Origin of the sequence: Frankia sp. AgB32 (genome assembly GCF_023243045.1) — a bacterium.
In the GTDB taxonomy this organism is placed as follows: domain Bacteria; phylum Actinomycetota; class Actinomycetes; order Frankiales; family Frankiaceae; genus Frankia.
In genome coordinates this window covers 18,003-39,665 of sequence record NZ_JALKFX010000003.1, presented here as the reverse complement: position 1 = coordinate 39,665, position 21,663 = coordinate 18,003, and the positions used below count along the sequence as shown (strand labels likewise).

The following is a 21,663-nucleotide window of genomic DNA, read 5'->3' as shown; positions in this document are numbered from 1 at the left end:
CGCGGATGAGCGGGGCCGTCCCGCCCGGTCGGCTGGTGCTCCTGCGGCACGGCGAGACGGAGTGGAGCCGCGACGGCCGGCACACCGGTCGCACCGACGTCCCGCTGACGGCCGAGGGCGAGCGGCAGGCCGCCGGTCAGGCCGAACGGCTGGCGAAATGGTCGTTCGAGCTGGTGGCGACCAGCCCGCGGCGCCGCGCCACGCATACCGCCGACCTGGCCGGGCTGGCCGCCCCGCCGGCGGTCGAACGGGTTGTCTGGGACGATCTTGCCGAATGGGACTACGGCGACTACGAGGGCATCACCACGGCAACGATCCGCGAGACGATGCCCGGCTGGACGGTGTGGACCGCGCCGGTTCCCGGCGGCGAGAGCGCCGAGCAGGTCGGGGCCCGCGCCGACGCGGTGCTCGCGCGGCTGCGTCCGGCGCTGGAACGTGGCGACGTGGCCCTCGTCGGGCACGGCCACTTGTTGCGGGTGCTCATCGCCCGCTGGCTCGGGCTGGCGCCGCGCGCCGGCGTCCACGTCACCCTCGCGGCCGGCAGCGTGTCGGTGCTCGGCCACGAACACGAGGCCGCGGTGATCGAGGCCCTCAACCTGCCGGCCTGAGCGGCCGGCCGGACGTCACAGGTTGCCGGTGCGGCGGAGGTTGGCCAGGAAGAACACGCCCGGGACGACGGGCAGCCAGAAGCTGATCACCCGGTAGACCAGCACGGCGGCGAGCATGGCCGCGGCACTGCCGCCGGCGGCCGCCAGGCCGAACGCCAGCGCCGGTTCCAGCGCGCCGACGCCACCGGCGGTGGGCGCCGCGCCGGCCACCATCGAGCCGACCAGGTAGACGGTCGCCACGGACATCAGCGTCATGCTGGCGCCGAACGCCCACACCGAGCAGGCGAGCGCGAGGATCTGGCACAGCCGGGTACCCGCCTGGGACAGCAGCAGGACCGCCGTGCGGGCCGGCGAGTGCGCGAGGACCGACAGGTGGGCGCGGAACACCCGCGTCGCCGGCCGGGTCACCGCCCGCACCCGCGGATGCGCAAGGGTGCCGGTGCCGAGTGCCCCGACGACCACGCAGCCGAGCACGACCGGCCCCGCGCCGAGGTCGTGGACGGTGGACCGCATCGGGCTGATCACGGCGGCGCCGATCCCGGTGTCGCTGAGGGTGCCTGCCACGATGACCAGGCCGAGCAGATGGCTCACGGCGCCGGCGCCCTTGATCGACGCGATGGCCGCGAGCGCCGCCGGGCGGGTCAGGCCGCGCTTCTGGAGGAACCGGAGATGGACCGCGATCGCGCCGAGACCGATGGGGACGATCCGGTTCGTGGCGGCCGCCGCGACCTGGACACTCGTCACCGTGCGCAGCTCCAGCCGCAGCCCGCTGGCCGCCCGCATGGACACCCCGTTGGCGATGTAGAACACCACCGCGCAGCCCGCGCAGGCGGCCAGCCAGTGCCAGCGGGGAGCGGGCACCCCGGACAGCCGGGAGGCCGCGTCCCCGCGGAAACGCACCGCCAGCGCGGCGAGCAGGACGGCGACGACGATGGCGCAGGCGATCGACCGCCGCTGCGGGCGCGACCGCCCGGGCGCGAGGGACAGTGGTTCGACGAAGACGTGACGATGCGGATCGGCCTCGTCGACGAGCCGCGCCGCAGGCGCCGTCACGGCCGCCTGCCTGGGCGCCGCCCCGATCGTGGATGGGATGGCGTCGTCCGGGCCGAGCAGGACCGGGATCTCGATGACAACCCCCGTTGGGCCGGAGCCGTGGTCCCACTCATGGTGGGAGAGACGTCCGTCACGGTACGCGAGTTGCCTGAACGGCGTATGAAGGCTCCGGTGGGGTGAGCTGTCCGTCGTCGGTCCAGGCGCGGTGTTCCGGACAAACCAAGTGCGCCGCCCGGCTCGGTCGCGGCGGCCCACGGCGGCGGCCAGACCGCGCCGCACGCGGCTGACCTGCCTTTCCGACATGTCGGCGGCCTCCCACGGGGGTCGGCTCGGGTCGGGGAACATCGGGCGTTGACCGGTCAGATACCGTAGGTGGCTTCCAGGGAACCCTCCTGTCGGGGTGGGTCTGGCTGGCGGGGCAGGTCGAACCAGACCTGCTTGCCCGGTCCCTGCTCGTCCTTGATGTCGACGACGCCCCACTGCAGTGCCAGGGCGGCGACGAGGTGCATGCCCCGGCCCGACTCGTCGTCCTCACCCGCGGGCCGCAGCGCCGGACGCAACGAACTGCCGTCGTCGACGGCGATGCGGATGCGGTCGACGTTCAGGGCGACGCTCAGGCACAGCGCGCCGCGGTCGCCGACGAATCTCACGGCGTTCGTCACGACCTCGCTGACGAGCAGCTTCGCCACCTCGACGGTCTCCGGACGGTGCCACGCGGCGAGCAGTTCGGCGACCAGGCGGCGGGCCCGTCCGGCGGTGCGGGCATCGGCGGGCAGGTCGAAGCGTGCGGTCAGTACTCCTGCCACGCCTCACCTTCCGTGGGCTCCAGCGGGGCGCCCTCGGAGGTCCGGCGTCCCCGCGCCGAGCGAGCTGCCCGGCGACGCGTACCTGCCACCCCGCCCGCCACCTCAAACCTGCACCCTGCGTGGCCGCGGGTCGTCCCTCTGCCACGACGCGCGGCCTCTGGATACCGCGCCGGGGCGCCGACCGTGGCCGCGGCGCGCCGGGCGGACCCCACACCGATCGGCGTGGCGCGGTCGCGGCGGCCGCGTCGGCACGTTGCGGGCGGGCAGCCGGGCAGCGGCCGACCAGCGCCGGCCGACCGGTGCGTGCTGATCAGTGCTGACCCGACGCGGTCAACCGATCAGCTGACGCCGACCGGTCAGATGACATCAATGCCGTCGAGGACGGAGCCGCGGCGCTCCAGCCACGCCCGAGTGACCTCGTCGACCTGCTCCTGGTCGATCGACGCGGCCTCGGCGGAGAGCCCGTTACCGGGTCTCGCGGGCCCCGCGGGGCGCACCCCGCGGGGGTCCGCCGCCCGGTGCGGAACATTCGGAATTCCCGTTCCGCCTGCCCCGATCGGGCCATACGAACCCCGCCCGGGATTCGCCGCTGGCCGCTCGCCGCCATCGCCACGCCCCCCGGGCGGCGGGCTGTCCGCCCGGCCGCGGGGCGCGCGGGGGTCAGGCCATCCCTGTGGGCGCGGGGCGGGCCGATCGGGCGCCCTGCCGGCGCCGTCCGCGGGCCGCCTCGGTCCGTCGGCATCCGGTCCGTCGGCACCCGAACCGCCGGGCCCGGGCCAGTCCCGGCCGCCGCGTTCGGCGGCCGGGACACGCGGAGGCACGCCCTCTCGGTCCCGCGACCGATCGTTCGCCGAGGGCGGGCCGCCAGCCGCTGGGCGGCCGTCGCCGGCGCGGGCCTGGGTCGCCCGCTGCTGCCCCGGCCAGGTGTCACCGACCCGCGCGGCGGCCAGCTCCGCCGGGCCGGTCAGCTCGACCGGTCCGGAAACCGGCGGCGCCGGTCGTGAGACCGGCACCGAGACCCCGGGTGGGTACTGGGACTGGGGCAGCGGCGTCCGGTTCACCGGCCCGACACCGGGCAGGCCCGCGCTCACCGGGTGCGGCGGCGGGTATGCCGGCGGTCTGCCGTTCTGCCGGGGGCCGTCCGACTCCGCCGGCGTGTTGCCCACGGGTCGCCGGTCGGCGTGGCGGTCGTCCCGGCCGTTCGCCGCCGGCCGGGGGGCGGGCGGCGCGACCCCGGGCAGCTGCGGAACCGGCCTGCCGGGCCGCGGGCCGCCGCCGGGCGATGCCGGAGCCTGCGCGGCGGGCGGATAGCCCGCGTCGCGTTCGGGCGTCGACGCCGGGCGTGCGGGAGCATGCCGGGGGACACCCGGCGGGGGGAAGGCGGGTCGTGGCGCGTGGCGTCCGGTCTCGCGCGCCGGCCGGTGGTCGGCCTGGTCCTGGCCGCCGGAGCGCGGTGCCTCCGGCCGGAGCCGGCGCGCCTCGTGGCGGGGGTCGACGTAGTGCTCGTCCCGGGACGGCTGGTCGCGCGCGGGCTGGTCGCGGCGAGGGCGATCCTCGGCGTCGCGACTCTCGGTCCCGTGGTCGGCATACGCCTGATCCCGGAATGCCTGCTCCCGGTAGGCCTGCTCGCGGTACGCCTGCTCCTGCCGGGAGCGGTCCGGGCGGGCCCGCTCCCGCTCCTGCAGGCGCTGGTCCTCGCCAGCCTGGTACCCGCGGTCCTGGAACGCCCGCTCCTGGAAACGCTGGCTGTCCTCGTCCTGGTAGGCCCGGTCCGCTGCGTAGGTCTGGTCCTGGTACGCCTGAGCCGGGTGCCGCTGGAGCTCGCCGCGGTGCTGATCCGAGCCGCGCTGCTCGGCGTACGTGGGCTGGGCCTGCCGAGGTGCCGCCATCGGCTGGCTGAGCGGCGGGGGCTGGCTGAGCGGCGGGGGCTGGCTGAGCGGCGGGGGCTGGCTGAGCGGCGGGGGCTGGTCAGCCGGCAGGGGCTGGACTGGCGCGGTCGCGGGCGGGAGCTGGCCGGTGGGGACGGCCAGGGCGCCGCTGAGGGGATCCTCGGCGAGGTCGGCCTCCGGGTCCGCGTGGCCGATCTCGTCCGCGTGGGCGATCTCGTCGGCGGCATCCGCGGAGATTCCGGTGATCGCGATGATCGAGGCGCACGGCCAGAGACGGTCGCAGCCCAGGCAGAGATCAAACTCGTTCGGCTGATGCAGATCAATGAGTGAGATCAGTGAATGAATATGCTCGATGATCTTCGGGCCGACCAGTACCGGCCCACGCGCGATGACGTCGAGCTCCGAGCACAGTCGCCCGTGATATTGCTCGACGCCGGCAAGGCGCGGATTGTCCATCACAGGCAGCATGCACCATAGCGGCCGAGAAGGGGGGAACGGCGTAGAACGAAGGAGGAGCTCGTCACGGCGATCTCACGTTCCGCGTCCGGGGTAAGCCCGCTGCTGGCGCCGAGGGTCCCGTACCTCTCACCTGCGGTGAGCGTGCGGGCCCAGGGGCTGGTCGCCGGCCGGATGACCCCGCCTCTTCGCACTGACAGACCCTGCACCCGGGGGTGACGCGAATCGCTGTTCAGGCGCGGTCCGGCCGGACTTCGTCGGTGCGGCGCACCTGACGCATCAGACCCTCCTGAAGGCGGGCGAACTCCTCGATGTAAGGACTTTCGACCCCCCCGGCGGCGCCGCCGGGGTCCTTGCCGGGCGCGGGGCGGTCGAACGGCTCGAAGCCGGCGAACTGCCCCCCGCCGTTCGGTGGCATCCGGTCGGGCTGGCCGTCGAACGGCGGGTAGTGGCCGCCCGCGGCCGGCGGGACGCCGCGATCGCCCGGGCTGTCGTAACCCGGTCCCGGGCCGTAGGGCGGCATGCCGGGGGCGCCGGACGCGGGGGCGCGGTCCTGGCCGTTGTCGAAGGAAGGGTAGTGCGCGCCGTTGGCGGACTGGCTGCGCTCGGCGGCGCCCGCGTCGTAGCCGTAGCCCGCGCCGTTCGCGGAGCTGACGCCGGGAGCGAGCGAGAGCGGCGCGCTGCCGGACGGGTCCGGCTGCTCTGCGGACAGCAGGCCCTCGGACGCCGGGTAGATACGGGCGGAGAGGCTGACCGACATCGGGTCGCTGCCGTAGGTGATGACGTCGACCTGATCGTCGGCGCTGATCCCACCGTTGCGGGCAAGATCGACGAAGCGGAACAGATCGGCCCATCGCAGACCATCGAGATCGACACTGATGCGCAATGCCATGGTGGCGCCCCATCCCTGAGTTCGTTACGTGCCTACGGTTTCCTCGGCGCCAACGGACGAACGAGAGGTGCCACCTCGCGCCGCCCGTCAGCGCCAGCCCGGGCGGCGATGGGCGGCAGCTTATACCCCGTTGGGAGACCATTCCCCCTCCGGGAGGGTTCAGTGCGGTCTGTGGGGATAGCGACTACGACTGGATTCGAGGTTGCCTCGCTACCAGTGGTCAATCATCCGGCGAGGTCAACCCGAGACGGTTGTGGCAACCCACTCCGCCGACCTGACTGACCGTGGCGATCGGATGCGGGAAAACGCCCGACGCCGCCCGGTGGCCGCAGCGGCCGGCGGCGAGGGACCTCCCCCCAGGGGAGCCCGGTGCGGTGCCGGGCCGGGTAGGGTCCGCCCTGTGAGTGTTGTGTCCGACGGTGTCCAGGGAGTCGGCAGCGCGGTTGGGGCGGACACGCGTGTGGGTGTCACCCAGACCGGCGGGCTACCGATCAGGCTTCTGCACGACCGGGTGCTGGTCGAACCGTGTGAGGACGCCGTGGATCGCCGGTCGAAGGCGGGCATCGTCATCCCGCCGACCGCTCACATGGGCAAACGGCTGTCCTGGGCGGACGTGGTGGCAGTCGGCACCGCCGTGCGGACGATCCAGATCGGTGACCGGGTGTTGTTCGACCCGGAGGAACGCGCCGAGGTCGAGCTGCACTCGACCACCTACGTCCTGCTCCGCGAGCGGGACGTGCACGCCGTCGCGGCCGAGCGGCTGGACGACGGTCTCACCGGCCTCTACCTCTGAGCTGCGCGCCCGGGTCCGGGCGCCCCCCTTCCGCGAGCGCGCCCGGCAAGGATCGGCTCGGCCGACCACCCGGTGTCGCCCTGTCACCGAATGGTGTACGGTGCCGCATCGATCGAGATACGGGTGACCCGCCCGGGTCGTGGCATCCGGTCGTGAATGTGGTGGGAGAGACACCGCGCCGACCAGTCCCCTGCCTGGCCTGACGGGGTTGAGACCCGTATCCTTCGCTCGGCTTTGGAGATCCGCGTTACGGCCGGACCCTTGGAAGTGGCGGAGACACCGGGGAATGCGGACATAGGACGTTCCATCCTCATCCCCGGGGTAATGCGTAACGTAGCCGACCGATGTCCTGGGGTGCTGAACCGAATGGCTCCCCACGTTCAGCGGTGGGCAGGTACCCATCGGTTGACACAGGTACCCGTCGGCTGACACAGCCAATGGGCGAGCGACGGTAGAGAAAGGGAAGGAGACACGTGGCGCGGGACTTCGACGCTCGGCGAAGCGCGGATGTCGAGGAGGACGAGCTTCAGGAGCAGAGTCTCGAGACGCTGAAGGCGCAGCGCGCGGGCGCGGCAGCGGATCTCGGCGACGACATGGACGCTCTCGAGGCCGAACTCGACCTGCCCGACGCGGAGGTCAGGGACGAGGAACTGGCGTTGCGGGTGCTTCCGCGGCAGGCGGACGAGTTCACCTGCACCCGGTGCTTCCTGGTACAGCACCGCAGTCAGCTGGCGGACCAACGGCGCGTGGTCTGCTCGGACTGCGCGGCCTGAGGCCGGGCCGGGCCGGGAGGCTGCCATGACCGGTGTGACGCCACCGGTCGGCCCGCCGCCGGACCAGCCTCCCGGGGCGCACCCCCCGGGACCGCCCGGCGCCTCGTCTCCGTCGCGGGCGCGGGCCGACCAGCAACCCGGTCCAGGCCATGGAATCGCCGCCGTGCTGGCGACGATCGCCGCCACCATCGCCGTGTTCTACTGCCTGCCGATTTACGAGGGCAGCTGGGGAGTGGCGCTGGCCGCCCGGCTCGTCCTGCTGGTCGTGGGCCTTGCTCTGCTCGGCTGGCTGTTCGCCCGTCAGGTGGGCGCCAGCCGGCATGGCACGCCCTACCGCAACGCCAGCGCCCGGCTGTTCGTCGGTGTCTGCCTGACTGTGCTGCTGTTTGCCACCACCTATTACTCGCTGGGGCACTACGGCGGTGAGATATCGGGCATCCGCACCCGGACCGACGCCCTGTACTTCACGATGGCGGTGCTGACGACCGTCGGGTTCGGCGACGTCCATGCGGTGGGGCAGGCCGCCCGGGTGGTCGTCACCGTGCAGATGGGCTTTGACGTGTTGTTCATCGCGACCGCCGGATCCGTGCTGCGGGCCTCCAGGCCCAGCCGCCGGGGCGAACCGGGCTGATCGTCGCGGCCCGCTGTCCGGCGCTGCCCTGCCGGGGGCCTCGGCAAGTCGTCCGGATCCGCCCGGCTGGCCCGGTGACCGGTCACGACGGCTCGCGCCGCCAGGCCTCCCCGGGTTGCTCGTACGCCTGAGTAGCTGTACCACTACCGAAGGCAAGCGTGCCGTGGGGGTGGTGTGGAATGCTCGACGAACAGTCGCCGGTGTCCGGGGCTGTCCCGTCTCGTTCCCACCTGGTCGAGCCCCCGCCGCCGCACGCGCCGGGCGGGGCCGCGGACCTCCCGCTGGTGCGCGGACGTTTCGTCGTTCCGCCGGTCCCGTCCGGGTTCCTCGACCGGCCCCGGTTGCGGGCGGCCCTCGACGACGCGGCCACCCGACCGCTCACCGTCCTGCGGGCCCCGGCCGGCTGGGGCAAGACCGCGCTGCTCGCGGCCTGGGCGGGCAGTCGGCCCGCCGGCTCCCTCGGCTGGATCCGGGTCGACCCGGCACTGCCACTGTGGCCACAGCTGGTCCACAGCCTGGTTCACGCCGGGATCCTGCTCGCGGACAGCGCTCCCGACGGTCGCCAGATCCCCGCGGAACCCGGCGTGCCCGACCCGGCCGAGCCGCCCCACGCGGGCCCGGCCGAGCGCACCGCGCCTCCCGACCATTCCTACCGGCAGCTCGCCAACCTGCTCGCCGACCTGGCCGGCCCGGTCGCCCTCATCCTCGACGACGTGCACCTGCTCCGCCGACGCGCCGACCTCGACGGCCTGGAGCTGCTGGTCAACGAGGCCGGTGACCGGCTGAGCACGATCCTCGCGGGCCGGGCGGTGCCGGTGGCGCTGCACCGGCTGCGGGCCGGCGGCCGGCTTACCGAGATCGGCCCGGGGGCGCTGGCGTTCACCGGCCCCGAGATCGCGGAGCTCCTGCGGGCGCACACGGTGCCCGCCGCCCGGTCGCTGGCCGACGACCTGCTGCACGTGACGGAGGGCTGGCCGACCGGTGTGCGGCTCGCGGTGGCCGCGGCGGCCCGTGGCACGCAGGTGGAACCGGCGGCGGACGGCGCGAGCCCCGCGGTGCCGGCCTCGGCGCTCGTCGCCGTGCCCGAGATCACCGACTTCCTGCGGGCTGAGCTGCTGAGCCGCCACCCTCCCGTCGTCCGCCGGTTCCTGCTGCGCACGAGCCTGCTGGACCGGGTCACCGGCTCGCTGGCCGACGCGGTGGTCGGTGAGCCCGTCCAGCTTGGCGGGCCTGCGCCCGGCGGTCGCGACCGGTCGTCCCCGGCAGGCCGGGAAGTCGGGCCGGTGGCCACCAGCGGTGCCGACCTGCTCACGGCGTTCGCGGAACGGGACGGATCCGTGATCCCGCTCGACGACGGCCGCTGGTTCCGTTACCACCGTCCGTTCGCCGCGATGCTGCGGGCGGATCTCGCCCGGGACCGCGCCGAGGACGTCGACGAGCTGCACCTGCGCGCCGCCCTGTGGTTCGCCGCGCACAGCCGGCCCGCGGACGCGGTGCGCCACGCCGCCTCCGCCGGCGACTGGTGGTACGCGTCCTGCCTGCTCGCCGCGGGGGTGGGGATGCTCGACACGCTGTTCGGCGGCGGGTCGCGGGTCGACTCGATGCTGGCAGCGATGCCGACGTCCCCGACCGCCGGGGCGCCGGAGTGCTCGCTCGCCGCCGCCGCCGGGCATCTGCGACACGGCCGGGTGGCGAAGGCGACCAGATGTCTGGAGGCGGCGCGGGCCGCGATCCCGGCGGCCGCCGCCACTCGGCGCCGGTCACTGACCGTGCAGGCCGATCTGTTGGAGCTGCGCCGGGCGGAGCTGCGCGGCGCGGCCGAGGAGATGCTGACCGTCGCCCGGCGACTGCTCCGGGCGGCGCCCGAGGCGGCGGCCGGGCTGCGGCGGGACCTCCGCGCGGCGCCGGGTGAGATCGATGGCCGGCGACCCGTCACCGACGCGCCGGATGGCGACCTCGTCGCCGCACTGGCCTGGTGCGGCCGGGGGCGCGGGGAGCTGCTGCTGGGCCGGTACGAGGCGGCGGTGGAGGCGCTGATCACCTCCCTCGATGCGGCGCGAGTGGCCCGCTCCGCGACGATCGAGATGGCGGCAGGTGGCGCACTTGCCCTGGTCCAGGCCCTGCGGGGGCGGCTGCGGCTGGCCGAGTCGACCGCCTCGGCCGTGCTGGCCGCCGGGGGCGCGGCGGCGTCGCCGACTCCGGCCGGACCGGTCGAGGCGCGCCTTGCCCTTGCGCTGGTCGCGTTCGGCCGCGCCGACGGCGACCTGGCCGCGGAGCAGTTGCGGGCGGCCCGTGCCGGCTGCGGCGACGGGCAACCGCCCTACCTCCTCGACCTCGTCACGGTGGGCCAGGCCCGCGTGCGCGCCCGACGGGGCGCCGCGGACGACGTGCGCGCCGCCCGGCGGCTGCTCGGCGCCCACGGCCGGCCCGCCGGACCACCCCTGTGCCTGTCGCTGTGGCAGGCGGCCGAGGTCGACCTGCTGCTGGCCGCGGGAAACGCGCAGGCGGCCCGGCAGGCGCTCGCCCGCCCCACCGACGCCCGCCCCACCGACGCCCGCCGACTGGATCACATCGTCACCCTCGCCGCGGCGCGGGCCGCGCTTGCCTGCGCCGATCCCGACGCGGCGGAATCCGCGGGGGCGGCGCTGCGGCGCGCCGACGGTGGCCGCGGTCCGGGGGGGGCCGCGTGCGCGCTCGCGGCGATCGTCGCGGCGCGCCGCGACGATCATGCGCGGGCGACCGGTCTGCTGGCGCGCGCCCTCGCGCTGGCCGAGGAAGAGGGGCTGGCCAGTCCTTTCCTTGACCTCGGCGACGAGGTGATGGCCCTGCTCGACGCGCATCCCGGCCTGAGGGCCGCGCATCCGCGGTTCATCGCCGACCTGCGCGCCGCCGCCGGCGCCGGCCGGGCTGTGCGGCCGGAACCGGCGACGGCCGCCCGTGGTCCTGGCCTTGTCCCGGCAGCCGGTGCCGGTGCCGGTGCCGGTCCCGGTCCCGGGAACGGGGGGTTTGGCGCCGGGGTCAGAGTGCCGGCGCCCACCCGGCCACCGTCCACCGGCGCGCAGCCCGCCGGCGCGCAGCCCGCCGGCGCGCAGGCTGCGGGGGCCTGGCTATCGAGACCGGTCGCGGCAGGAAGGCCGGGCGGCCCGCTGGACGTGCGCCGGCGCGGCGGCCCGGGGACGGGTGGACCCGGTGGGTCGGTCGACTGGCGTCACCGGGCCCGGGTGCCGGCCGCGCCGGGTGGCCGCCCTGGGCAGGTGCCCGGGCTGCCGGCGCGGGCGGCCGACGACGCCTTCCGGTCTCCTCCGGCGTCCGATGCCTTCCCGTCCCCTCCGGCGTCGCGTGCGGCGGGCGCGGCGCCCGCGCGGCGGCGCCGCGGCGGGGCGGCCGCGGGCGACCGGCTCAGCGACCGGGAACTCGCGGTGCTCAGCTACCTCCCGACGATGCTGACGACCGCGGAGATCGCCGCGGAGCTCTATGTCTCCGTGAACACCGTCAAGACGCATCTGAAGAGCATCTACCGCAAGCTCGACGTGCCGCGCCGCCGCGACGCCGTGCACCGCGCCCGGGAACTTCATCTGCTCTGACCGGGAGTGCGACGCCGGCCGGAGGCGGCGGATCAACCGTCCCAGCCGTCCCGGCCGGCGTCGAGCTCGGGATCGCCGGGATCGGGACCGCCGCCCGGTGGGCTTCCGGCGCTCGCCGGCTCGCCGAACACCTGCTTCTCGAGTGCGGCGTAGGGATGGTCCGCCGGATCCGGTGGACCGCCCAGCGGCACGGTCGGCCGCCGTGCGGGTTCCGAGGCGGGTGCGCGCGGCGCGGCCGGGGGCCAGACCACTCCCGCGCGGGACGATCCCCGGCCCGTCGGCGAGAACGGGAGCACCGCCCGCAGCACGCAGATCACCGAGGTGACGATCCCGGCGACGATCAGGATCAGCCCGAGGACGGGGAGATCCACCCCGGCCACCCGCCAGGTGAGGGCGTACCGGAGGGTTGCGCCGAGAACGACGAGAAAGACCGACAGTCCCAGAGTCATCGTTGCTTCACCTCGTTCGTCCCGTGGCCAGTGGCGCGATGGCCGGCCGGCCGGGGGAGAGGACATCGGTGGCGCGAGACCGGACATGCACCCGTGGATCCGGCGGGCCTCCGGGCGCCGGTGGGTGCGGCCCTGCTCGATGCGGAAGGTCTCGCTGGTTAATACCCTCGGTGATGGCTGTCCATGCTGGGATGCACGTTCGTGGCGTTTTGCTCACTCTTGGTGGATGAGTGACTGTTCCGGAACCGGCTCGCGGGTGTCACGTCCGTGGTCGTGGAATGGCGCCGACGGCCGTGGACGGTGGCGCGAGCGCGCCAGGGACGGTCTGACCTCTCCCCAGGAGGTAGCCCGTAGGGGGTAGCGATTCGAGAGGTAAAGGTCACTCCGAGTGCATGAACCGCGTGCCAGAACGCCCAGTTGCGGAAGATATGGCCGGTTGGGGGCCTGTTTCTCCCGAAACAAGGTGGGTTTGCTGGGCGAGGGAGTGAGGGGCGTGAGCTAGCGCTGGCGTAGCAAGGTAGGCGGGCCCTACGCTTGCCGAACATGTCCAGCTTCACCGGAAATTCACCCGGTGATGTAGTCGCAACCGGGCCACCGTCCGGTGCGATTCTGAGTCTGACCCCCCGGAGGCACGCGTGACCGACCGAGTTCCCCGCTCGACCGATGCTATCGGCGAGGAGATACCCCATCGGCCGCGAATCGGCGTGACCGTGGACACATCCACGGACCTGGGTGTGGTCGGTGGGATGGCCAGGCGCGCCTCGGCAAGTTCCCCAGCACCGCCGAACACACCGCACCACGCGGCCCCACGGCACCCCGCACCGAGCACCGGAATGGGCAGCGCCGCCGCGCGCCAGCTCTCCCACGGCCGCGCCGCGGCGCCCCTCGCGGGACCGCCGGTGGGTCGAGGCGAGGTTCCCGGCGGCGCCCGCACGGTGCCCGGCGCCGCGAGGCCCGCCCTGCAGCAGGCGGGCCGGGTCGGCGCGCCGATGCCGCGCGACCTCGCGCTGGGCGCCGCCGAACTGCGCGGCATCCTGCGCGTGGTGGAGGACTGTGAGCGGGCCAGCTCGCTGGCATCCTTCCGCGAACTGGCCCTCGACGGCATGGCTCGCCACCTCGGCTACCGGCACTCGGCCTTCTTCCTGGGCTCCTCCATCGAGACGGCGTTCCAGGACGCCCGTCCCACCGGCCGGGGCCTGGCGCTGCGCCTCGCCGGTCCGTACATGGAGCGTTACCGGGAGCTTGAGGCGCTGAGCAACCCGGAGAGCCTGCGTTCGGTCCGCGAGCGCGGCCTGGCCACCCTCGACGACCTCGGGGTGCCGGACCGGCCCGAGGTGCGGATGCGGCTGGAGCGTTTCCTGCGCGCCCACGGCATCCACGCCAAGCTGCTCGTTCGGCTGTTCGGCCCGTCGAACGTTGGCGCGCTGATCTCGCTGCTCGACTCGCGTCCGGGTGCGTTCGGCCCGCGTGACCGCGCCGTCGGCGCTGTGCTTGGTCGGCATCTGGGTAACCTGCTGCGCTTCTACATCCGGACCGACCCGGGTCCGTCGGTCGCGGGCCGGCTGTCCGCCCGCGAGCGGGACGTTGTCCGACTCGTCGCCGAGGGCCGGTCGAACCGCCAGGTCGCCGAGGCGCTGTGCATCAGTATCGACACTGTCAAGCACCATCTGACCCACGCCCTCGTGGCAACGGGATGCACGAACCGCACCCAGCTCGCCATCGCATGGCAGCGGGAGACCAGCGCGTTCGCGCCGCCGAGCCCGCCGCGACCCTGACTGCCTGGGGCGCGGTCGCCGCGCCCACGCCTCGCGCGCCCGCGATCGGCGCGCCCCCTCCGGACGAGATATCGATCTGACCTGGTCTCGGGCCAAGCCCCCACCAGGGGAGCGCCGATGGCGTCGAAGCGATTCCGCCGTCGGCCCGCCAGTGTCGGGACCTTCGCGTCCCGCGAGGCCGACGCCCGCGGCGTTCCGGCCGGCTCGCCGCGGGCGGCGAGCCGCAGGCTGGTTTCGCCGCCCCGGCCGCGCTCCTTCGCGAACGCCGGCGCCCCCGGCGCCGGCGTTCGTTCTGTGTTTACCGGCGTGGCCGGGCCGGTCCGCGGATCAACCGCGTTGACGGCGGCCCGGCCCGCCCACCACCCGCATTGCGCGTCCCGCTTTGGCCGGATGGTCGAGCTCGGCCGCGAGGCCGGGGAAATCCCGGCTCGTGCCCCGACCCGTCCCGCTCCGCGGCTACCGCGCGCCCGAATCCCCGCGGAACGCCCGATTGTTGACAAACAGTAGCGGATCCTCACTCGACGTCGTGGTTGCTGGTCTGGTCGGACCAGCGGGCATCCTGTCTCGGTTGCATGCAATTTTACCTTTTGGTATGTTTCTAACAAATGAAGAATTTGCTGGCTACGGCGACGATGGCCGATGCCCGTGGTGACCAGCCAATCCTGCTGGGTGTTTGGATGGGTATCGTTCCCGGATTTCCGGTCGGACCTGCTTGCGATCGATGGCATGCTGTGACTAGGTTGACTGCGGCCCTGCCAACTGGGTGGACCCGGCGAGGTCCGCCCGGCCGTCGGTGACTGACCCGCCGGCGGTAGCTCGATCACATTCCGGGCGGTCCGCGGTCGTCGGCTGGCTCCCCTGTGGCGCGCGACATCCGGCCTCGATTTCCCTGGCCGGCCGGGCGCCAGTTCGACGCCGAGGAAAGAATTCTGCGCTGTCCATTGTCGCTTTATTGCGAGAAAGTTGAATGGAACCGTCGCGACCGGCGAGGCCGGGATACCGCTTCGTGGACGATGCCAATTCGTGACGCGGGCGATAGGTGGCCGGATTGATGACGTCGCCCGGTGCGCATCCGTGCGGGCTCTGCGTAATCCCGATCCGCGACATCGGCGGTGATGTCCGGAGGTGGGCTATCCGTTGGACGGATGGCGTCTCTACCTGGCCACCCTGTCGGCGACGGTGCTCTGGGGACTATGCGATCACGTCTATCGTCTGCCACCATGCAGTGATCAGAAGCGGGCGGACTAGAATTCCGCGCACGTTGACGATGTCGAGTCGGCTATGCCGGGCAGTGCCTCGGCGCGACTGGTCACGTCGATTCTACGAGAGTTGCTGGGGGTCCGTTCGTTTTCCGCGTAGTCAGTGCAGATACAGCTTCCCCGGTACGTCATGTCGCCCGGCGGCGCCGGCCAGGAGATCACTGTTGATGTGGGCGATCCTGTCGTTCGAAACGTGTTCATCACGTTGGTCTGGTGGGTGAGACCCTTGTTCTGGATCTGGCCGTGTGACGTCCGAGGGGCGGGTCGAGCGGCGTGGCCGACCGGCCGGTCGATCAGGAAACCGATCCCGGTAGGCCCACTGAACCGGACCAGTACTCCCTGCTCGCCACGCTTCCCCGGGTCACGACCTGCCAGGAGGACCTGCTCATGACCACCGCCCTGTGCCCGCCGCCCGTCGGCGCGTCGATCGGGCCCGACGGGCCCGTCTGGCCCGCAGCGCTCGACGCCCCTGAGCTGGTCGTCGTGATCACACCGTTCGCGCAGCCTGCCCCCGCGCTCGTCGCGGCGGTCGTGCGGGCGGGCGGGGTGGGTGTGCTCGACCTCGGCCGGTCGGCGCGCGAGGCCCGGGAGGCGCTGCGCGACGCGGCCCGCTGGACCCGCGGGAGCTTCGGCGTGCGGGCCGGTGCCGGCTGCCCGGTGAGCCCCGCCGAGCTGCCCGCGTCGGTCGACCTGGTCGTCCTCGCCGCCCGGTCGCCCGCTGTCCGGTCGCCCGCTGTCCGGTCGCCATGGTCCGCCGCCGAGCTGGTCCGCGCTGGCCGGCGGGTGTGGGTGGAGGTGACCTCGGTCGCCGAGGCGCGGGACGCCGTCACGGCCGGTGCGGTCGGCCTGATCGCGCGCGGCAACGAGTCCGGTGGCGCGGTCGGCGACCTGACCACGTTCACCCTGCTGCAGCACCTTCTCGCCGCCGAGCCACGTACCGGCGCGGGGGACCTGGGGCCGGTGTTCGCCGCCGGCGGGAGCGGGCCGGCGACCGCCGCCGCGGCCGTCGCCGGTGGAGCGACCGGGGTCGTGCTCGACACCCAGCTCGCGCTGGTCCGGGAGATGGAGCTGCCCGAGCAGGTCGCGGCCGCGATCCGGGCCATGGACGGCAGTGAGACCGTCCTGCACGCGGGCCACCGGCTCTACAGTCGTCCCGACCTGCCCATCGCCGCCCTCGCCGGGCAGAGCGACCGGCCCGCCGGTGACGACCTGCGGGCCACCGGCGGCGAGATCGCCTCGGACGGCAGCCTCGACGCCCCCACCACCGACAGCGCGCCCGGCGCGTTCGCCGCCGTCGCCGCCCAGCTCGGCGCCCGCGACCTCACCCGGCAGTTCCTGCCCATCGGTCAGGACGGCGCGTTCGCCGCCGAGCTGGCAGACCGCCACGTCAACGCCGCCGGCGTCGTCCGGGCGGTGCGCCAGGGAATCCGCGCCGGGATCACCGCCGCTGCCCAGGTCCAACCGCTCGCGGTCGGTTCGTCCTTTGCCGCCGCCCGAGGCCTGCGCCATCCCGTCGCGCAGGGCCCGATGACGCGGGTGAGCGACCGCGCCGAGTTCGCCCACGCCGTCGCGGCCGGCGGCGGCCTGCCGTTCCTCGCGCTCGCCCTGCTGAGCGGCGACGACAGCCGCGACCTGCTACGCGAGACCGCGGCGCTGCTCGGCGACGCGCCGTGGGGCGTCGGCATCCTCGGCTTCGCCCCGCCGGAGCTGCGGGCCGAGCAGATGGCGGCCGTGCGGGAGGTGGGCCCGCCGTGCGCGATCATCGCCGGCGGGCGCCCGGCGCAGGCCGCGCCGTTGGAGGACGCCGGGATCGACACGTTCCTGCACGTGCCCTCGCCCGGGCTGCTCGGCCGGTTCCTCGCCGACGGTGCCCGCAAGTTCGTCTTCGAGGGCCGCGAGTGCGGCGGCCATGTCGGGCCGCGGGCCAGCTTCCCGCTGTGGCAGGCCCAGATCGACGGCCTGCTCGCCTACGGCGCGACCGCCGCGGCCGGCCCGGACTTCTTCGCCGGCCTGCACCTGCTGTTCGCCGGCGGCATCCACGACGCCCGGTCCGCGGCGATGGTCGCGGCCGCGGCGGCGCCGCTGGCCGAGCGGGGTGCCCACGTCGGCGTGCTGATGGGCACCGCCTACCTGTTCACCGACGAGGCCGTCGCGAGCGGCGCGATCCAGCCCGGTTTCCAGCAGGCCGCGCTGGACTGCGAGCGCACCGTGCTGTTGGAGACCTCGCCCGGGCACGCCACCCGGTGCGTCGAGTCCGCCTACGTCCACACGTTCCTCGACCGCCGGCGCGACCTGCTCGCCGCCGGCACCGGCCGCAAGCAGATGTGGGCGGAGCTGGAGTCGCTGAACCTCGGCCGGCTGCGGGTCGCCAGCAAGGGCCTGCGCCGCGACGGTGCGCAGGTCGTCGCAGTCCCGCCCGAGGCGCAGGCGCGCGACGGCATGTTCATGATCGGCCAGGTGGCGGCGCTGCGGTCCGCCCGCACCACGGTCGCCGACCTGCACGGCGAGGTCACCGCCGGCGCCACCGACCGGCTCGCCGAGCGCGCCGGGCAGCTTGGCCTCGCGGCCGGGCCGACCACCGCCGGCACCCGGCCGGCCCCCGCGCCGGGACCGGCCGCGGTGCGCGAACCGGCCCCGGCGGACTCCGGCGGGCGCGGCCTCGACATCGCGATCGTCGGGATGTCGGCGATCTTCCCGGATGCGCCTGACCTCGACGAGTTCTGGGCCAACATCGTCGCCGGCACCGACGCGATCCGCGAGGTGCCGGCCGACCGGTGGGACCCGGAGATCTACTACCGCGCTGACGCGGTGGTCAAGGACGCCGGGAAGTTCACCCCGTCGAAGTGGGGCGGTTACCTGCCGCGGATCCCGTTCGACGCGCTGTCCTACGGCATCCCGCCGCGCTCGCTGCGCAGCATCGAGACCAGCCAGCTGCTCGCCCTGGAGGTCGCCGCCCGCGCGCTGCGCCACGCCGGCTACGACACGGCGCGCAAGGGCGACGACGGCCGGTCGTTCGACCGGTCCCGGGCGTCCGTCGTGTTCGGCACCGAGGCCGGCACAGACCTCTCCGGCGCCTACGGCCTGCGCTCGTTGTGGCCCGGACTGTTCGGATCGCTGCCCGCGGAGCTCGACGAGTTTCTGCCGGAACTGGACGAGGACTCCTTCCCCGGCATGCTCGCGAACGTCATCGCCGGGCGGGTCGCGAACCGCCTCGACCTCGGCGGGGTGAACTTCACCGTCGACGCGGCCTGTGCGTCGTCGCTGGCTGCCCTCGACGCCGGCTGCAAGGAACTGCTCACCGGCAACTCCGACCTCGTGCTCTGCGGCGGAGTCGACACCCACGCCGGCGCCCACGACTTCCTGCTGTTCTCCTCCGTGCACGCGTTGTCGCCGCAGGGCCGCTGCCGCAGCTTCGACGCGGGCGCCGACGGCACGAGCCTCGGGGAGGGCGTCGCCGTCGTCGTGCTCAAGCGGCTCGCCGACGCCGAGCGCGACGGCGACCGCATCCACGCCGTCATCCGCGCCGTCGCCGGTTCGTCCGACGGCCGCGCCCTCGGGCTGACCGCGCCGCGCAAGGAGGGCCAGGTCCGGGCCCTGGAACGGGCCTACGCGCGGGCCGGGGTCACCCCGGCCGACATCGGCCTGCTGGAGGCGCACGCCACCGGGACCGTCGTCGGTGACCGCACCGAGCTCGCCACCCTCACCGAGATGTTCACCGCGAACGGCGCGGACCCCGGCGCCTGCGCGGTGGGCTCCGTGAAATCGCAGATCGGCCACACCAAGTGCGCCGCCGGCCTGGCTGGGCTGATCAAGATGGCCCGGGCGGTCGAGACCGGCGTGCGCCCACCGACCCTGCACATCGACACCCCGAACGCATACTGGGACGCCGAGACCAGCCCGTTCTACTTCGACGAGAGCGCCAAGCCGTGGGCGGCGCCGCGCTCCCAGCGGCACGCCGGCGTCTCCGCGTTCGGGTTCGGCGGCACGAACTTCCACGTCGTGCTCTCCGCCTACGACGGCGGTCCGGAGCCGGCGCACGCCCTCGACCGCTGGCCGGCCGAGTTGTTCACCGTGCGCGGCACCGACCGGGCGGCCGCCGGGCGGGCGCTGGACCGGCTCGCCGCGCTCGGCACCGCGAACGACGGCGCCGGGCGGCCGTACCGGCTGCGGGACCTGGCCCGGACCACCTGCGCCGCGGGTGGGGGAGCGGTGCAGGTCGCGTTCGTCGTCGACGATCTCGACAGTCTGCCCGCCGCGATCGAGGCGGCCCGCACCTTTCAGCCGAACCCGCCCGCCGGACTGTTCGTCCGCGACGCCGACGCCGACGCCGGTGCCGGTGCCGGTGCCGGTGCCGGCGCGACGGCAGCGGGTTCGACCGCGTTCCTGTTCCCCGGCCAGGGCAGTCAGCGGCCCGGGATGCTGGCCGACCTGTTCGTCGCGTTCCCGCGGCTGCGGGCCGTGCTCGACCTGGCCCCCCAGTGGGTCGACACGATGTTCCCGCCGGCCGCGTTCACCGCCGCGGACCGGGCCGCGCAGGCGGCGGCGATCACCGACACCCGGGCCGCGCAGCCGACTCTCGGCCTCGGCGGCCTCGCCATGCACGACCTGCTCGCCACCTTCGGCGTGCGGCCCGACCACGTCGCCGGGCATTCGTACGGCGAGCTGGTCGCCCTGTGCGCCGCCGGCGCGCTCGACCGCGCCGACCTGGTCGGGCTCAGCGAGGCACGGGCCGCCGCGATCCTCGCCGCGGCAGGGGACGACCCGGGCGCGATGGCCGCCGTGTCGGCGCCGATCGAGCGGGTGCGGGAGGCACTCGCGGCGCTCGGCGAGGAGGCCGGCGTGGTCGTCGCCAACCACAACGCCCCCCGCCAGAGCGTGATCTCGGGCCCGACGCAGGCGGTCACCACGGCGATGGCGACGCTGGACGCCGCCGGCCTGACCGCCCGACGGATCCCCGTGGCCTGCGCGTTCCACAGCCCGGTGGTGGCCGCCGCAGCGGACACGCTGGCCGAGCGGTTGGCCGCGCTGCCCGTCGCCGCCCCGGAGCTGACGGTGTGGTCGAACACGACCGCGGCGCCGTATCCCATGTCGCCCGCCGCGGTGCGCGCGACGCTCGCCGGTCAGGTCGCCGCGCCGGTGCGGTTCGTCGAGCAGATCGAGGCGATGTACGCCGCCGGCGTGCGCACCTTCGTCGAGGCCGGCCCCGGCCGGGTCCTCGCCCAGCTGGTGGGCAAGATCCTCGGCGCGCGGCCGCACCGGGTCGTCGCGACCGACGTCGCCGGCGAACTCGGGTTGCGCCGGCTGCTGCTCGCGCTCGCGGAGCTCGCCGCGATCGGCATCACCGTCGACACGGCACCGCTGTTCACCGGGCGTGACGCCCAGGTGGTCAGCGCCCAGGACGTCCCGCGCCAGCCCGGCTGGCTGCTCGACGGCGCCTACGTCCGCACGGCCGACGGCTCCGTCCTGCCCGGCGGCCTGCGGCCGCCGCGCCGGCTGACCACGCTGGGCGCACCGGCCGAGCGGACAGCCGTGGGTGAGCCGGTGGAGATCGCTCCGCTGGTCGGTGCCGCCGCGCTGATCGACACGGGAGTGCCGGCCGACACGGTGGCGTCGGGCGGCTCGGCCGCCGGCCTGCCGGCCGAGCTCCCGCAGCCCCCTTCCGGCGGGGCACCGCCGGTCCGGACGTTCGCCGCGGGCGGGGTCGCCGCGACGGCGAACGGCAGCGGACCGTCGATGCCGCTCGGTCCCCGCCCGGCGCGCGCGGCGGCTGCCGTACCGGAGCCGGCCGGGCCCACAGCGCAGGCCATCCCGGCCGATCAGGCCATGACCGGCGAGCTGTTCGTGACCGGCGAGCTGTTCGTGACCACAGACCAGACCGACGAATCGGCGGCGCTCGCCGCCGGCCTGCCCGAGCTTGGAGGTGGCGGTCCGGTGGAGGCCGTAGTGCTGGACTTTCTGCGTACGACCCGGGAACTGGTCGCCGCGCAGCGTGATGTCATCCTCGGTTACCTGGGTTACGCCCCGGCCTCGTCCGGTGCCGTCGACCGGCCGGCGGAGCCCGCGGTCCGGGCGCGACCGACCGTCGTCGAGCGGGTCGAGCAGCCCACCCACGGTGGTCGTGCCGCAGCGGTGGCCAGCAACGGCGTCGCGCATCCCGTGCCGACGCCGACGCCCCCCCAGGCCGAACCGGCCGCCGGCGGCGTCGCACCGGCCGCCGGCGCCGTTCCCGCCGTCCTGCCAGGGGGACCCGCCGGGCCGGCACCACAGCCGGTGCCGGTCGCCGCGGGGCTTGACCGGTCCGCGGTGTCGGACGTGGTGGTGGAGGTGATCGGGGAGCAGACCGGTTATCCGGTGGAGATGCTGGAACCGGATCTGGATCTCGAGGCTGATCTGTCGATCGACTCGATCAAGCGGACGGAGGTGCTGGGCGAGCTCGCCGGGCGTCTCGGTCTGGTGGATGCCGGTTCCGGGGAGCTGGATGAGGAGATCGTCGAGGAGCTCGCGGCGGTGAAGACGGTGCGTGGCATCGTCGACTGGATCGTCGCCCGGCGGACCCCGGCGGAGACGGGCGGGCAGTCCGCCGGGCCGCTCGGTGCCGCCACACCCGCGTCAGGGGTGGTCGCCGCGGGGCTTGACCGGTCCGCGGTGTCGGACGTGGTGGTGGAGGTGATCGGGGAGCAGACCGGTTATCCGGT

General features: G+C 74.5%; 12 protein-coding genes. 7 read left to right on the top strand and 5 right to left on the bottom strand.

Annotated features, from left to right (window positions below; genetic code table 11):
* Positions 1 to 5 precede the first annotated feature (5 nt).
* Positions 6 to 608, top strand: coding sequence for a histidine phosphatase family protein (locus MXD60_RS01675; protein ID WP_248816986.1), 603 nt, complete (start codon positions 6 to 8; stop codon positions 606 to 608).
* Positions 609 to 623: 15 nt separating this feature from the next.
* Here the strand turns inward: MXD60_RS01675 and MXD60_RS01670 are convergent, their stop codons facing one another.
* The 4 genes from MXD60_RS01670 to MXD60_RS01655 all read right to left on the bottom strand — a co-directional run bounded on the left by MXD60_RS01670 (position 624) and on the right by MXD60_RS01655 (position 5,704).
* On the bottom strand, positions 624 to 1,661 hold the full coding sequence (locus tag MXD60_RS01670; RefSeq protein ID WP_248816984.1) for a lysylphosphatidylglycerol synthase transmembrane domain-containing protein: 1,038 nt from the start codon (positions 1,659 to 1,661) through the stop codon (positions 624 to 626).
* Between the two features lie 359 nt (positions 1,662 to 2,020).
* On the bottom strand, positions 2,021 to 2,467 hold the full coding sequence (locus tag MXD60_RS01665) for an ATP-binding protein (protein WP_248816983.1): 447 nt from the start codon (positions 2,465 to 2,467) through the stop codon (positions 2,021 to 2,023).
* A 356-nt stretch (positions 2,468 to 2,823) separates the two neighbouring features.
* Entirely contained in the window at positions 2,824 to 4,812 is a 1,989-nt protein-coding gene (locus MXD60_RS01660; protein ID WP_248816982.1) for a hypothetical protein, read from the bottom strand.
* 232 nt (positions 4,813 to 5,044) lie between these two features.
* Positions 5,045 to 5,704, bottom strand: coding sequence for a hypothetical protein (locus MXD60_RS01655; protein WP_248816981.1), 660 nt, complete (start codon positions 5,702 to 5,704; stop codon positions 5,045 to 5,047).
* Between the two features lie 400 nt (positions 5,705 to 6,104).
* Between MXD60_RS01655 and MXD60_RS01650 the strand changes: the two genes are divergently transcribed.
* The 4 genes from MXD60_RS01650 (at position 6,105) to MXD60_RS01635 (ending at position 11,485) form a co-directional block, all read left to right on the top strand.
* On the top strand, positions 6,105 to 6,497 hold the full coding sequence (locus MXD60_RS01650; protein ID WP_248816980.1) for a GroES family chaperonin: 393 nt from the start codon (positions 6,105 to 6,107) through the stop codon (positions 6,495 to 6,497).
* A gap of 473 nt (positions 6,498 to 6,970) precedes the next feature.
* The gene (locus MXD60_RS01645) at positions 6,971 to 7,270 is read left to right on the top strand and encodes a DUF4193 family protein (RefSeq protein ID WP_248816979.1); all 300 of its coding nucleotides are present in this window, start codon (positions 6,971 to 6,973) and stop codon (positions 7,268 to 7,270) included.
* 25 nt (positions 7,271 to 7,295) lie between these two features.
* A complete protein-coding gene (locus tag MXD60_RS01640) occupies positions 7,296 to 7,901 on the top strand; it encodes a potassium channel family protein (protein ID WP_248816978.1) in 606 nt (201 codons plus the stop codon).
* Between the two features lie 179 nt (positions 7,902 to 8,080).
* On the top strand, positions 8,081 to 11,485 hold the full coding sequence (locus MXD60_RS01635; protein ID WP_248816977.1) for a LuxR family transcriptional regulator: 3,405 nt from the start codon (positions 8,081 to 8,083) through the stop codon (positions 11,483 to 11,485).
* Between the two features lie 32 nt (positions 11,486 to 11,517).
* On the opposite strand, the gene MXD60_RS01630 is transcribed toward MXD60_RS01635, so the two are convergent.
* Positions 11,518 to 11,934 carry a hypothetical protein gene (locus tag MXD60_RS01630; protein ID WP_248816975.1) on the bottom strand — a complete coding sequence of 139 codons (417 nt, stop codon included), beginning with the start codon at positions 11,932 to 11,934 and terminating at the stop codon, positions 11,518 to 11,520.
* Positions 11,935 to 12,767: 833 nt separating this feature from the next.
* Here MXD60_RS01630 and MXD60_RS01625 point away from each other — a divergent pair.
* Both MXD60_RS01625 and MXD60_RS01620 read left to right on the top strand, forming a co-directional pair.
* Positions 12,768 to 13,709 carry a helix-turn-helix transcriptional regulator gene (locus tag MXD60_RS01625; RefSeq protein WP_518467158.1) on the top strand — a complete coding sequence of 314 codons (942 nt, stop codon included), beginning with the start codon at positions 12,768 to 12,770 and terminating at the stop codon, positions 13,707 to 13,709.
* Positions 13,710 to 15,355: 1,646 nt separating this feature from the next.
* Positions 15,356 to 21,663 (top strand): type I polyketide synthase (locus tag MXD60_RS01620; RefSeq protein ID WP_248816974.1); only part of this gene is annotated, 6,308 nt, incomplete at its 3' end.